Raw genomic sequence first — 14,328 nt, forward strand, 5'->3', positions numbered from 1 at the left:
GAATATTAAATTGTTTTAAAGATAACATAAGATTATTCAGAAGACAATAAATTTTTCTGAAAATGAGCCATTAGATTATCAGCTAATTTACTTGGGAGTCCAGATTCTATTAGTTCTTCTCTTGATGCAGCTTGCATTCGTTTGAGGGAGCCAAAATGCTTAAGAAGCATTTTCTTACGTTTTGGACCTATTCCTTCAATTCCATCTAACGAGGAGGCAATTGTATGCTTCCCTCTCTGTTGTCGATGGAAAGTAATTGCAAATCGATGGACCTCATCTTGAATTCTTTGAAGAAGATAGAATGCTTCACTCGTTCTTTTCATCGGGATAATCGCTAATGGGTCACCATATAACAAGGAGGATGTTTGATGCTTGGCATCTTTCGCTAGTCCTGCAATTGGAATATCTAAGCCAAGTTCATCCTCGATAATTTCTCTTGCTGCTTCTATTTGTCCTTTACCCCCATCAATAATGATTAAATCAGGTAGAGGCAATCTCTCTTTTAGTACACGAGTGTAACGTCTACGAACGACCTCACGCATAGCGCCATAGTCATCATGCTTTGCTGCAGTTTTCGTTTTATACTTCCGATAGTCTTTTTTATATGCTCTGCCATCAACGAATACAACCATGGCAGAAACCGCATCGGTACCGTGAATATGAGAATTATCAAAGGCCTCAATTCTGCTTGGCATGGCAATTCCCATAAGACTACCTAGTTCTTCTACTGCCCCTACAGTTCGTTCCTCTTGTCGTTCAATCAAATGGAACTTTTCTTTCAAAGCTATCGCAGCATTTTTTTGTGCTAAATCCACTAGGTTCTTTTTTGCACCCTTTTGAGGAATAATAACCTTCATTTCCAACAACTCAGAGGCTAACTCTAAATCAGTCGTATTAGGTACAAATATTTCCTTTGGTTTAATATGCTCTGGTTTGGAGTAGAACTGACCTAAAAAGGTAAGAAATTCTTCCTCCGGGTCACGGTAAATTGGGAAAAGAGAAACATCTCTTTCTATCAACTTTCCTTGACGCACAAAAAACACTTGGACACACATCCATCCCTTATCTACTGTGTATCCGAAAATATCACGATTTGTGAAATCATTCATCGTCATTTTTTGTTTTTCCATCACTTGATCGATATGTGCTATTTGATCGCGATACTCTTTTGCACGTTCAAACTCCAGCTGCTCTGCTGCTGCATTCATTTTTTCAGTTAGCTCTTTCTTGACCGCTGCATGGCCACCGTTTAAAAAACTAGAGATTTCATGAATAATTTCGGTGTACGTTACCTCTTCAATTTCTTTCACACAAGGGGCAAGGCATTGTCCGATATGGTAATACAAGCAAACTTGACTAGGTAGCTTTTGACACTTTCTTAATGGATATAATCTATCCAGTAATTTTTTTGTTTCATGAGCGGAATGAGAATTTGGATATGGTCCAAAATATTTCCCCTTATCCCTTTTAACCTGTCTCGTAATAATGAGCTTAGGATTCTTTTCCCCTGTAATTTTTATATATGGATACGTTTTATCGTCCTTAAGCATGACATTGTATTTTGGATCATGCTTCTTTATGAGATGGAGTTCTAGAATTAATGCCTCTAACTCGGACGATGTAACGATATATTCGAAGTCGACTATTTCTTGAACTAATCTTTGAGTTTTTCCGTCATGTGATCCCGTAAAATAAGATCGTACACGATTTTTTAATATCTTTGCTTTACCTACATATATAATGACGCCTTGTCGATCCTTCATCAAATAACAGCCTGGCTGATCTGGTAGAATTGCACATTTTTGTTGTATAAGTTCGTTCATCTCATCACCTGTTTAAAAAAACCGGGAACCTTAGAGGACCCGGTTTTTATTATTATGCGTTTTTCTCAACGAATTGAACTAGTGCTTCTTTTGGTTGGAAACCAACAGCTTTGTCTACTGGTTGACCGTCTTTGAATAACACTAATGTTGGGATAGACATGATTCCGAATTGACTAGCAGTCGCTTGGTTCTCATCAACATCCACTTTTACGATTTTAACTTTATCGCTCATTTCAGCGTCCATCTCTTCTAAAACCGGAGCAATCATTTTACAAGGTCCGCACCATGTTGCCCAAAAATCTACTAACACTAACCCTTTTTCTACTTCTTGTGAGAAGGTTTGATCTGTTCCGTGTACAATTGCCATAAATAATTCCTCCTTTAGTAACTCTTTAATGATTATAGCAGACAAAAAATCCTACATCTACAATTTAGCTTAGACACTTGTATAGGCTCTTATCCATATAAAAACTCGGCCCATTATGAGCCGAGTATTTTCTTAAGCATTTACTTTAAGTTTTTTGAACTCTTCTGTAAGCATTGGAAGAACTTCAAACAAATCCCCAACAATTCCATAGTCAGCAACCTTGAAAATATTTGCTTCTGGATCTTTGTTAATCGCTACAATAATTTTTGAGTTAGACATACCTGCTAAATGCTGGATTGCTCCAGAAATACCAACAGCTATATATAAATCAGGTGTTACAACTTTCCCAGTTTGTCCGATTTGTAGTGAATAATCACAGTAGTCAGCATCACAAGCCCCACGAGAAGCTCCAACTGCACCGCCTAATACGTCCGCAAGCTCCTTCAATGGTCCGAAGCCTTCCTCACTCTTCACTCCACGTCCTCCTGCAATAACAACCTTTGCTTCAGACAAGTCAACACCTTCAGAAGATTTGCGTACCACTTCTTTAATAACAGTACGAAGGTTTGTAATTTCTACCGATAACGATGAAACGTCGACAGATTTACTATCGTCTTTCGCAAGTGGAGCGATGTTATTAGGACGAACAGTTATAAAATCGATTCCGTCTTTTACTTTTACTTTTTCAAATGCTTTTCCAGAGTAAATCGGACGAATATAAACTGCATCATCCCCTTCTCCTTCAATAGCTGTTACGTCAGAAACTAATCCGATTTGTAATTTACCAGCAATTTTTGGTGATAAATCTTTTCCTAAAGCAGTATGACCAAAAACAATAGCTTCTGGATTTTCTTGTTCAACTACTGCCATAAATGCTTGACCATAGCCATCAGAAGTATATTGCTTTAAATGTGGATGTTCTACCGTAATGACACGGTCTGCACCATATTTCCCTAGCTCAACAGCTAAGTCCTGGACTGCATCCCCTAATAATACTGCTACTACTTCTCCACCATCAGAAATTTGCTTTGCTGCAGCGATTGATTCATATGATACGTTACGAAGTGCACCCTCACGTGCTTCCCCTAAAACTAATACTTTTTTAGACATGATTTGTTCCTCCCATTTTATAAATGATTCGAACCCTCTTTAATTTCGAGATGTTCATAGATTACTAGAAACTAAATGTTATACTACTTTCGCTTCTGTATGAAGAAGGCTCACTAGCTCTTTCACTTGATCAGCTAGATCTCCTTCTAATACTTTTCCAGCTTCCTTTTTAGGAGGTAAGTAAATTTCGATTGTTTCTGTTTTAGCCTCTACATCATCTTCGTCAATATCAAGGTCATCTAATTCTAGTTCTTCTAAAGGTTTTTTCTTCGCCTTCATAATACCTGGTAAAGAAGGGTAGCGTGGTTCATTCAAACCTTGCTGTGCAGTAACTAAAAGAGGTAATGATGCCTCTAAAACTTCTGTATCCCCTTCAACGTCACGTTTGATTGTAGCAGTTGTTCCATTGATTTCAAGGTTTGTAATCGTAGTTACGTAGTTAATACCCAATAGTTCTGCAACACGTGGTCCAACTTGACCTGAACCGCCATCAATCGCAACGTTACCTGCTAAGATTAAATCTGCATCCTTGTCTTTTAAGTATTCGGATATAATATGAGCAGCAGTGAACTGGTCCATTTCTTCTATGTCGTCTTCTGTATTGATAAGTACTGCTTTATCAGCACCCATCGCTAGAGCTGTACGTAATTGTTTTTCTGCATCCTCACCGCCCATTGTAAGAACAGTTACTTCTCCACCATGTGCGTCGCGTACTTGGATTGCTTCCTCTATTGCATACTCATCGTAAGGGTTGATGATGAACTCTGCACCATCCTCTTGAATTTTTCCTCCGCTTACAACAATTTTCTCCTCTGTGTCGAACGTGCGTTTAACTAGAACATAAATATTCATGTTGAAGTCCTCCCCATATTGTTATTTACCTTTAAAGTCAGGCTGTCTTTTTTCGATAAATGCTGATATACCTTCTTTTGCATCCTCTGAAACAAAAACTGTTCCGAAGGCATTCGCTTCTGCTTTTACACCCTCGTGATAAGATTCAGGCTTCACATATTGAAGCATTTCCAATGCTGCCTTTACTGCAACTGGGCTTTTCTTTGCAATTTTAGCTGCTAGCTCCCCAGCCTTTTCAATCAATTCTTCCTCTGGATAAGCATGGTTTGCTAGCCCGTATGCAGCTGCATCTTTCCCACTGATAGGATCGCTTGTTAAAAGCATTTCTGCTGCTTTAGCAAACCCAACATAGCGTGGAAGACGTTGGGTGCCGGCAAAGCCAGGTATTAATCCCAACTGTAGCTCTGGCAATCCAAGCTTAGCATTGTCAGCAACTAGTCTAATATGACAGCTCATTGCCAGTTCCAATCCCCCACCTAGTGCTGCACCATGAATGGCAGCAATAATTGGTTTAGAGAATGTTTCGACTCTTTCAAATATAGTTTGTCCACTAGAAGCTAGCTTTGAAAACTCTTCTCCAGAAGTCACTGTGGTAAATTCCTTAATATCTGCCCCTGCTGAGAAAAATCGTCCTTCTCCTTTTAGAAGGATCACACGAACGTTATCGTCGTGCTCCACTTCGTCTAACAAGCTATTAACTTCTAAAATGACACCCCTTGCTAGTGCATTTGCAGGAGGACGATTCAGAGTAACAGTTGCTACATGATTTTCGACATTCCATGACAAAAACTCCATTTACCCACATCCCTTTTTAGGTTGTTATCCCTTTTAATAATAAACGATGCACTTTCTCTGTAAGTCCGACCAAGTCATATTTATACTCATTCATCACCCAGGAAGTAGTCGTCTCATCAATTGTACCAAAAACCATTTGTCTTGCTAAGCGAATATCTACAGAATTTTCGAATTCCTCATTTTTTATACCTTCTCTTAAGATGGTGTCGAGCAATGTCAAATAATTTTTTAAGATAGCATTTATTCGTAAACGCAAGGCTAGATTGGATTGACGAAGCTCCAATTGGGTTACAGTTGCTAGATGCTTATTACTTGCCAGTACCTTAAAATGATTTTCAATCATCTTATATAATTTTTCAGAGGCACTGATGTCCTCTTTTAAAATTTCTTTCAAGTTATCAGCAAACACTTCCATTTTTTCTTCAAAAACCGATATTAAAATATCTTCCTTGTTTTTAAAGTATAAATAGATTGTTCCATCTGCAACACCAGCTTGTTTAGCTATTTTAGAAACCTGAGATTGATGGTATCCGTTTTCAGCTATGACGATGATTGCTGCGTCAATAATTTGTTTATACTTAGGTTTGTCTTTCTTCAATGAATTCACCACCAAAAAATAAAAATATGAATGATGATTCATTCATATTTTTATTTTATATTCAATTTTTTATATTGTCAATAAACAATTAACTCTCAACTGCTACCTTCTTCAACTTTTCTCTTTCTTCCTCTATCAGATTTCTTCTTAAAATTTTCCCGATGGCAGTTTTAGGAAGCTCATCTCTAAATTCATAAATTCTAGGAACCTTAAAGGAAGCAAGGTTATCACGACAATGTGTATTGAGATCTTCCTCTGTCGCAGTTATACCCTCTTTTAATACAATGTATGCCTTTACTGTTTCTCCTCGATATGGATCTGGTACTCCAGCTACTACACATTCTTGAACAGCTGGATGTTCGTATAATACTTCTTCTACATCACGCGGATAAATATTATACCCACCAGCGATTATAAGGTCTTTTTTACGGTCTACAATATAAAAGAAACCGTTTTCATCCATGTACCCTAAATCACCTGTTAATAACCATCCGTCTCGCATCGTCATTTCCGTATCTTCTTTGCGATTCCAATAGCCTTTCATTACCTGTGGGCCTTTGACAGCGATTTCACCTATTTCTCCATGTGGCAATGACTCAGTAGATTCTGGTCCAAAAATGGTAGCTTCTGTATCTGGCCAGGGAACACCAATGGAGCCTTTTACCCGGTCCTCACTGTATATTAAATTTGCATGTGTAACAGGAGACGTTTCAGTTAAACCATAACCTTCTACTAGTCTTCCACCTGTTATTTCTTCAAACTTTTCTTGAACCTCGGCTGGTAGGGCTGCTGAACCACTTAAACAAGCTACGATAGAAGATAAGTCATACTTTTTAACATCTGGGTGATTTAAAATACCGATGTACATAGTTGGAGCGCCTGGAAATAGTGTGGGCTTTTGTTTATCAATTGTTTTTAGTGCCGTCTCAACATCAAACTTAGGTAATAATATCATACGATTGCATTGCATGACAGAAAAAATCATTACAGTAGTCATTCCATATACATGAAAGAAAGGTAAGATACCTAAAATCGACTCTTCTCCTTCACGACATTCATGCAACCATGCTCTACTCATAGAAACGTTTGAAATCAAATTCTTATGCGTGAGCATAACGCCTTTAGGGAAGCCAGTAGTACCACCAGTGTATTGAAGTAAAGCTAGATCTTCTTCAAAATCGAACGTTAAGTCAATAGTATCCGTCTTACCGACCTTCATAATTTCAGTAAATAGATGGTTCATACCTCGATGCTCAACTTTTACACTAAAGCCATATTGCTTCTTTTGTATAAATGGATAGATAAGATTTTTAGGAAAGGGCAGATAATCCTTAATTCCTGTGATAATGATATTTTCTAAATCTGTTTCTTTAATTACCTTAGTAACTCTAGGAAAAAGAATGTCCATAGCTAAAATGATTTTTGCTCCTGAATCCTTTAACTGGTACGCGATTTCTCGTTCAGTGTACAGAGGATTTGTTTGTACAACAATACCACCTGCATATAAAGTCCCAAAATAACCTATAACCCCTTGTGGACAGTTTGGCAGCATGATTGCTACTCTGTCCCCTCTTTGCAATCCTAGTGACTGCAAATAATTCGCAAACTTCATCGATGATTCGTAAAGCTCTTTGTAAGTTACATCTCTCCCCATGAAATGTATGGCTATCTTCGCTGGAAATTTCTTGTACGCTCTCGTAAGATACTCTTGGACAGGAATAGTTTCATAGTCAAGCGTGTGTGGAACTTCCGGCGGATAGTGAGAAAGCCATGGTTTTTCAATCATTTGTTTGCCCCCTTTGTATGATTTTAATAGAGTGAATATTCCTATTTTTTATTATAGATAAAAATGAATGACAATTCAATTCATAAAAAAAGAAAAGTAGTAGTCCCTTTGCATTTCCAATACAAACTAAGAAAGTAATAGGCCTGACAAAACATAAACGTTAGTGTAATCAACTTAAAGCAACATAAAAAAGAGACTGTACTAATTCGTTAATTCATTCAATTGAATTTACTAACGCATTATTACAGCCTCCTCTGGAGCTTAAATAACTCTATGAATTTTTTACTATATATATTATGCCAATTGCTAGAAAAAATATTCCAACTACAATTAATACCTTTGATAATTTCTCCATCTTTATCTCTCCTAATTAAATACTCGCACCAATAACAAATGATAATCCTACAGAAATAATTAACGAAATAAATCCAACGGATCGATTATCATTTTCTATTTCTTTATCCACATTAAAGCCTGGAGTAAAAAATTCAAATAACCAATAGGCGATAATTAGAAGAGCGAAGCCATATAGTCCCCAACCAATCATCTCAAAAAGTGTATTATGCTCTTCAATTGAATATTTAAAGATATTACATACACCGAATATCTTCCCACCGGTGGCTAGTGCCACTGCGACATTTCCATTTTTAATTTCCTGCCAGTTTTTATATTTGGTCACGATCTCAAACATAACCATGGAAACTATTAAACATAATATAACCACACTAAAATAACCTGCAGATTCTACTAATGGATTTGACCAAAAACTACCTAGCAGCATGATATAGCCCCTTTCAAACTTTTCTATCTTTACGATTTATAAAAATGAAAGTTTCATTTTTTTATATAGCTGAATGAATTTCCATTTCCCAGTGCTTTTGTTAATAAGAAAATAACGAGTTATATCTACTTTTACTAATAAGGGGAGGAAAGAGAATACGGATTAAATGACATCTGTTTCTCCTTCCTTCCAACATTACTTCAGTTCAACGACAGTAACACCGTGTCCACCTTCGCCAGCCTCACCGAATCGATAGCTTTTTACTCGCGAATGATTTTTCAAGTACTGCTGAATAGCCTGTCTTAGGACACCTGTTCCTTTTCCGTGAATAATAGAAACTCTCGGATAGTTCGACAATATCGCATCGTCTAAATATTTTTCTGTTCGAATAATAGCATCCTCGTAGCGCTCTCCACGTAAATCCAACTCAAGCTTCACATGTGCATCTCTACCTCTTACTGCATTCACTGATACGCTCTGTTTCTGCTTTTCTGGTTTTATAAATTCTAAGTCTGATTCATCTAGCTTCATTTTGAGCATTCCAATTTGTACGGACCATTCGGATTTAGACACCTTTTCTAGTAAGGTCCCTTTTTGGCCAAAGCTTAACACCTTTACTTCGTCGCCCGACTGTAATTCTTTTACTCGTTCATTTATTTTTTTCTGTTTTTTCAATACAGGATTGTTCGGAAGGGCTTCATCTAAACGTTTTTTAGCATCTATTAACTCATGTTCCTTCACAAGCTTATGTGTATTAGATTGCATTTTTCGTAGCTCTCTAATAATTTCGTCCGCTTCTCTTCTTGCCTCTTCCACTATTTTTCTAGCTTTGTCTTTCGCTTTTTGTTCTAGTTTTTCTTTTTTCTCATCGTATTCTGCAAGTCTTCGCTCAAGATCATCCTTTAAATGCTTAGCCTTTTCTAACTCAGCCTCGGTTTCTTCTGCATCTCGCTCAGCTTGTCTACGACTATCCTCTAGGGAAGCAATCATAGAATTTACCTCTCCACGGTCGGTACCCGTATAGGTTTGTGCCTGTGAAATAATATGGTTTGGCAAGCCTAAACGCTCTGATATTTCAAATGCATTGCTTCGCCCCGGGACTCCTATTAAAAGCTTGTATGTTGGACTGAGTGTTTCAATGTCAAACTCCACACTTGCATTAGCCACACCAGGTCGGTTGTAGCCATAAGCTTTTAGCTCAGGATAGTGAGTAGTTGCCATGACACGAGCTCCTGTTCCATGGACAGCATCTAGAATAGAGATCGCAAGAGCTGCTCCCTCCTGAGGATCAGTTCCAGCACCAAGCTCATCAAACAAAATTAATGATTTTTCGTTATATTTTTTTAGAATATCCACAATGTTAACCATGTGAGACGAGAATGTACTTAGGCTTTGCTCAATAGACTGCTCGTCGCCAATGTCAGCAAACACGGACTCAAATAACGCAAGCTCCGACCCGTCTAATGCTGGTACTGGTATCCCGCTTTGAGCCATTAAAGTACAAAGACCAACCGTTTTCAATGTAACGGTTTTCCCTCCCGTATTTGGACCAGTGATTACTATAGCAGTAATATCCTTCCCAAATTCAATTGTATTAGGAACAGCCTGTTCTACTGAAATAAGAGGATGTCTCGCTTTCACCAAACGAATGTAGCCATTATTATTAATTTGTGGCATCGTACATTTTTCTGCCTGTCCATATTTAGCCTTTGCTAATATGACGTCAATTTCGCCTAGTATATTAACTAACAGGAATATCTCATGTCCAACAGCCTCTACCTCGCCTGACAAACGAATAAGAATACGTTCAATCTCTTCTTGTTCTTTTACCTTTAATGCACGAATATCGTTGTTTATTTGGACTACCGCTGATGGTTCAACAAAAAGTGTTTGTCCAGAGGAAGACTGATCATGTACAATTCCACCGTAATGGCTACGATATTCTGATTTTACCGGTATAACATAGCGGTCGTTTCGAATGGTAATAATTGAGTCGGAAAGCATTTTGGATGCATTGGCCCCACGAGTATAGCTCTCTAGCTTCTCACGTACGCGACTCACTTGAATTCTTAACTGCTGACGGATGGAGCGCAGCGTGCTGCTTGCACTATCCAGTACACTTCCGTTTTCATCGATACAGTCGTTTATCTCATGCTCTAAAGCCGTTAAAATCGGCAAAGAGTCCTTTTTAGATAGAAAATGTGGGATTGCTACTGACTCTGCATCTGCGACGTTCTCAAGGAAATTTCGAAGGATTTTACTAGCTCTTATCGTACTCGCAGTCTCCATCAGCTCCATCGGACTTAGCATCCCGCCAATTTGAGCCCGTTTTGCATGTGGACGTATATCGACGATACCTCCCATTGGAACATTGCCTCTTAGCCGTAGTATGGTAAGTCCCTCATCCATCTCCTCTAAAAGCTTAGTTACTTCCTCGTAATCAACAGATGGAACTAACTTTTCTATATGCGTTTTTCCGATAGAGGAAGTACAATATTTCCCTACCTCTTCTCTGATCTTATAATATTCTAAAGTTTTCAGTGCTCTTTCGGCTATCACCATGGCACCTCCTATTTATTCTTCACATACTGTTTGAACTGATCAAATGTCCATGTATTAACAATGTTGTCCTTTTTCAGCCATGCTTTTTGAGCATATTTAACCCCTACATCCATATATCTTAATTGATCGATATGATGGGCATCTGTATTAATGGCTATCAGAACGCCTTTTTCCTGTGCCAGCTTCAAGTATTCTGTCTCTAAGTCGAGACGATGTGGGTTTGCATTAAGCTCTAGTATTTTTCCAAATTCACTAGCCCAATCTATTAACATTGGCACATCTGGTTCATAGCCTGTACGACTTCCAATAATTCTTCCTGTAGGGTGAGCAATCATATGAACGTTTGGGTTTTCCATTGCGGTACGAAGTCTTGCCATAATTTTATCTTGTGACTGGCTAAAGCTAGAGTGTATAGACGCGATTACGAAGTCTAGCTGCTCTAGTAGCTCGTCATCAAAGTCCAGGGAACCGTCAGGAAGTATATCCATTTCCGTTCCAGCTAATATTTCAATATCGTTATATTTTGCATTTAATCCTTGTATCGTTTCGATTTGCTGTAGCAGTCTCTCTCTTGAAAGACCATTAGCAACTTTTAAGTAGTTAGAGTGGTCTGTTATCACCATATGGGAATAACCTTTTTCACGACAAGCCTCTACCATTTCTTCAATAGAATGAGCTCCATCTGACCAAGTGGAGTGCATGTGAAAATCGCCCTTAATATCCTCAAGCATTACTAGACTTGGTATCTTTTCTAGCTTGTCTAGTTCTGTCCCATCCTCTCGTAAAGTAGGAGGTATAAACGGTAAATCGAAGAATGAATAAAACTCTTCCTCTGTTTCAAAGGACTGTACGGAGCCGTCCTCTTGCTCCACACCATATTCACTTATCTTCAGCCCTTTTTCTTTGGCAATTTGTCTCATTTTAATATTATGATCTTTAGATCCTGTAAAGTGATGTAATGCAGAAGCATATTGATGAGGTTCTACTAACCTAAAGTCTACATCTACTTCGTTTTCAACATCTAACGTAACTGATACTTTAGTGTCTCCAGCTGCAATAATTTTTAGAAGGGGAAGCTTCTCTAGTAATTGCTCTCTGACCTTTTGATGGGAATTCGTCGCAACGATAAAATCGATATCCTTACTAGATTCTTTTACTCGTCTATACGAACCTGCAACGGAATATTTAACAACTTCATCTATATTCGCTAATGTATCTTCGATAAAAGCAACAATAGGCTCAAGCTGCCAAATAGCAGTTCTTTCCGGTTTGGTTTGAAACACTTCTAGCTGTGCAAGTATCTTTTCCTCTGTTTTGGCCCCAAATCCTGCTAGTCCGCGAACCTTCCCTTCCTCACAGGCAGTCTTTAACTGTTCGATGGATTCAATACCTAATTCTTTGTACAGCTTGGCAATTTTCTTTCCTCCAAGACCCGGGATTTTTAGCATAGGCAACAGTCCACTTGGAACTTTCTCTTGCATTTCTTTGAGAAGAGAGGATTGTCCACTTTCCATTAAATCAGTGATTACCGATCCAGTTGCCGCACCAATACCCTTAAGCGAAGTTATATTATCCATTTCAGACAAGCTACGATCATCTAGCTCTAAAACTTGTGCTGCTTTTCGAAAAGCAGATACCTTAAAAGGATTTTCTCCTTGGAGTTCCATATATAATGCAATTTTTTCTAATGTTTTAATTATCGTCTTTTTATCCACCAGTAGACCTCCTTTAAGTAAGAAAACATAAGTCTTTCACAAACTATAAGTTAACTATTTAAAAAAACTTCCCTCTACTGAGAGAAGTTTATCTTAGACATTGTTACTTTTCCAAATAAATATACCACCAGTTTTTGACCATTTCAGATAAAATTGGCGTATGCTCAAGCATCCATGAAGTTAAGAATGAGCCTGATACAGCATTTTGGATAAAATCAATTGGTAAAAGCACAACGACGTATAGAAGTACGAATAAAATGAAATAGAATTCAATAAACCCTAGAATCGCACCAGTTACAGTGCTGACAAATCCTAGTATAGGCAAGTACTTTAAAAAATCAAACATAGAGGCTAATAATTGTAACCCGAACTTAACTACCATAAATATCAGTGTGAATGCGATAATACGGTAAAACGTTTGATCGAGATCCAAAGTCTCTACTGCTATCGTAAATGTGGACTCTGAGGTTACTGCAGGAAATGGAATCCAGAGAACAAATTTATCCGCCAGTGGTTTATAATAAGTGTAAGCAACAATTAGAGCAATGATGAAGCCTACCATATGAATGAGCTGTACAATCAGCCCACGTCTAGCACCAGTTACAAAACCGGCAATTAATAAAATCAGTATAATTAAATCTAACATTTTTTCAGTCCTTTAGCCTTTTCAATTCTTCTTCTAGAAGTTCTAATTGTTCTTTTACTTTTATGTAATCGTTTACTGCATTAACAGCGGTAAGCACTGCCAATTTTGCGATGTCTAGCTGTTGATTGTGAGAGTGTATTTCTCTCATTTTATCATCTACCATGGAGGCAACGAGTCTCATATGACCAGAAGTTTCTGTACCTACCATTTTATAATTCTGTCCATAGATATCAACAGAAATTCTTGTTTTCTCTTGTTCTGACAAAGACATACCCTCCCCCAGAAAATCCTATGTATAATAATAACACGAAATAGATTACGATGTGAAGAAAGGAACATATGAATGTCAAATGAAGTTTTACTAATGCCCGCAAATGAAATAGAAAAAGTTAAGGCACATTACTTAAAATACAAAATCGAACGCTCGGCACCGGGAGTCGTTTTCGCTGCTAAGCTATCAGATACAGCAATCACTATCTATAAATCTGGGAAGGTTATGTTCCAAGGAAATGGCGCTTCTAGGGAGGCAGCTCTATGGAATGGTGGAACCTCCTCTACAACAACTACTGTAAAAAGCCCCCTAACGAAAGGTGACACGCTCCCGGAAAACTTTGAATTACAATCTGTAGTTGGTTCAGACGAAACTGGAACCGGGGATTATTTTGGACCTATTACGGTAGCAGCCTGCTTTGTACCTTCTCATCAAGTAGAGCTTGTAAAAGAGCTCGGTGTGAAAGATTCTAAAATGCTCACAGATGAGCTAATGCGTCGTATTGCTCCAGATTTGATGAAAACCTTAACACATAGTGTGCTCGTATTAAAAAATGAAAAATATAACGAAATCCAAGGACGCGGCTGGTCACAAGGTAAAATAAAGGCTATGATGCATAACCAAGCATTGAAGCATGTTTTGAAAAAAATGGAACCCGAGAAGCCATCATACATCCTAATTGATCAATTTGCTGAACGTGGTATTTATTATAACCATATTAAAATGGAAAAGGAGATCATTCGTGAAAATGTTTTGTTTTCCACAAAAGCAGAGCAATTACACGTTTCCGTTGCTGCTGCCTCTATTATAGCAAGATATGCTTTCTTAAAGGAAATGGACCGCCTCACAGAGATAGCCCAAACTCCAATTCCTAAGGGGGCTAGTGCAAAAGTCGATGAGATAGCGGCAAAAATTTATTTAAAGCATGGCGAGGAATTCCTCAAATCCATTACCAAATGGCATTTTGCAAATACACAAAAAGCCATGAAGCTTGTGCAAAAAAGGAAATTTTAAAGGATGGG

Annotated in this window: 13 protein-coding genes; 1 reads left to right on the forward strand and 12 read right to left on the reverse strand. The window is 38.0% G+C overall.

Annotated features, from left to right (window positions below):
* Nucleotides 1-32: 32 nt before the first annotated feature.
* The 12 genes from uvrC to zapA form a co-directional block, all read right to left on the reverse strand.
* Nucleotides 33-1,823, reverse strand: a complete 1,791-nt coding sequence (uvrC, locus tag NSQ95_RS12055; RefSeq protein WP_340883088.1) for an excinuclease ABC subunit UvrC — start codon at nt 1,821-1,823, stop codon at nt 33-35.
* Between the two features lie 52 nt (nt 1,824-1,875).
* Nucleotides 1,876-2,190 carry a thioredoxin gene (trxA, locus tag NSQ95_RS12060; protein WP_053588706.1) on the reverse strand — a complete coding sequence of 105 codons (315 nt, stop codon included), beginning with the start codon at nt 2,188-2,190 and terminating at the stop codon, nt 1,876-1,878.
* A gap of 132 nt (nt 2,191-2,322) precedes the next feature.
* Entirely contained in the window at nt 2,323-3,300 is a 978-nt protein-coding gene (locus NSQ95_RS12065) for an electron transfer flavoprotein subunit alpha/FixB family protein (RefSeq protein ID WP_169361110.1), read from the reverse strand.
* A 78-nt stretch (nt 3,301-3,378) separates the two neighbouring features.
* Nucleotides 3,379-4,152 carry an electron transfer flavoprotein subunit beta/FixA family protein gene (locus NSQ95_RS12070; RefSeq protein WP_340883087.1) on the reverse strand — a complete coding sequence of 258 codons (774 nt, stop codon included), beginning with the start codon at nt 4,150-4,152 and terminating at the stop codon, nt 3,379-3,381.
* A 21-nt stretch (nt 4,153-4,173) separates the two neighbouring features.
* Nucleotides 4,174-4,947 carry an enoyl-CoA hydratase gene (locus tag NSQ95_RS12075; RefSeq protein ID WP_342559693.1) on the reverse strand — a complete coding sequence of 258 codons (774 nt, stop codon included), beginning with the start codon at nt 4,945-4,947 and terminating at the stop codon, nt 4,174-4,176.
* Between the two features lie 16 nt (nt 4,948-4,963).
* Nucleotides 4,964-5,545, reverse strand: a complete 582-nt coding sequence (locus NSQ95_RS12080) for a TetR/AcrR family transcriptional regulator (protein ID WP_340883085.1) — start codon at nt 5,543-5,545, stop codon at nt 4,964-4,966.
* A gap of 88 nt (nt 5,546-5,633) precedes the next feature.
* On the reverse strand, nt 5,634-7,331 hold the full coding sequence (locus NSQ95_RS12085; RefSeq protein ID WP_342559694.1) for an AMP-binding protein: 1,698 nt from the start codon (nt 7,329-7,331) through the stop codon (nt 5,634-5,636).
* Between the two features lie 370 nt (nt 7,332-7,701).
* Nucleotides 7,702-8,112: a DUF350 domain-containing protein gene (locus tag NSQ95_RS12090; RefSeq protein WP_169361105.1), complete on the reverse strand. Its 411-nt coding sequence runs from the start codon at nt 8,110-8,112 to the stop codon at nt 7,702-7,704.
* 195 nt (nt 8,113-8,307) lie between these two features.
* The gene (locus tag NSQ95_RS12095; RefSeq protein WP_342559695.1) at nt 8,308-10,671 is read right to left on the reverse strand and encodes an endonuclease MutS2; all 2,364 of its coding nucleotides are present in this window, start codon (nt 10,669-10,671) and stop codon (nt 8,308-8,310) included.
* 11 nt (nt 10,672-10,682) lie between these two features.
* Nucleotides 10,683-12,389, reverse strand: coding sequence for a DNA polymerase/3'-5' exonuclease PolX (gene polX, locus NSQ95_RS12100; RefSeq protein WP_342559696.1), 1,707 nt, complete (start codon nt 12,387-12,389; stop codon nt 10,683-10,685).
* 103 nt (nt 12,390-12,492) lie between these two features.
* Nucleotides 12,493-13,035, reverse strand: a complete 543-nt coding sequence (locus NSQ95_RS12105; RefSeq protein ID WP_169361102.1) for a CvpA family protein — start codon at nt 13,033-13,035, stop codon at nt 12,493-12,495.
* 4 nt (nt 13,036-13,039) lie between these two features.
* Nucleotides 13,040-13,300, reverse strand: a complete 261-nt coding sequence (gene zapA / locus NSQ95_RS12110; RefSeq protein WP_169361101.1) for a cell division protein ZapA — start codon at nt 13,298-13,300, stop codon at nt 13,040-13,042.
* 78 nt (nt 13,301-13,378) lie between these two features.
* On the opposite strand from zapA, the gene rnhC reads away from it, so the two are divergent.
* The gene (gene rnhC, locus NSQ95_RS12115; RefSeq protein WP_342559697.1) at nt 13,379-14,320 is read left to right on the forward strand and encodes a ribonuclease HIII; all 942 of its coding nucleotides are present in this window, start codon (nt 13,379-13,381) and stop codon (nt 14,318-14,320) included.
* The last annotated feature ends 8 nt before the right edge of the window (nt 14,321-14,328 follow it).

Source organism: Psychrobacillus sp. FSL W7-1457 (assembly GCF_038593405.1).
In the GTDB taxonomy this organism is placed as follows: Bacteria; Bacillota; Bacilli; order Bacillales_A; family Planococcaceae; genus Psychrobacillus.

Coding starts and splice junctions, on each gene's coding strand:
- NSQ95_RS12105 (WP_169361102.1), bottom strand. CDS start 13,035: ATGTTAGATTTAATTATACTGATTTTATTAATTGCCGGTTTTGTAACT.
- rnhC (WP_342559697.1), top strand. CDS start 13,379: ATGTCAAATGAAGTTTTACTAATGCCCGCAAATGAAATAGAAAAAGTT.
- NSQ95_RS12065 (WP_169361110.1), bottom strand. CDS start 3,300: ATGTCTAAAAAAGTATTAGTTTTAGGGGAAGCACGTGAGGGTGCACTT.
- uvrC (WP_340883088.1), bottom strand. CDS start 1,823: ATGAACGAACTTATACAACAAAAATGTGCAATTCTACCAGATCAGCCA.
- NSQ95_RS12070 (WP_340883087.1), bottom strand. CDS start 4,152: ATGAATATTTATGTTCTAGTTAAACGCACGTTCGACACAGAGGAGAAA.
- NSQ95_RS12090 (WP_169361105.1), bottom strand. CDS start 8,112: ATGCTGCTAGGTAGTTTTTGGTCAAATCCATTAGTAGAATCTGCAGGT.
- NSQ95_RS12075 (WP_342559693.1), bottom strand. CDS start 4,947: ATGGAGTTTTTGTCATGGAATGTCGAAAATCATGTAGCAACTGTTACT.
- trxA (WP_053588706.1), bottom strand. CDS start 2,190: ATGGCAATTGTACACGGAACAGATCAAACCTTCTCACAAGAAGTAGAA.
- NSQ95_RS12085 (WP_342559694.1), bottom strand. CDS start 7,331: ATGATTGAAAAACCATGGCTTTCTCACTATCCGCCGGAAGTTCCACAC.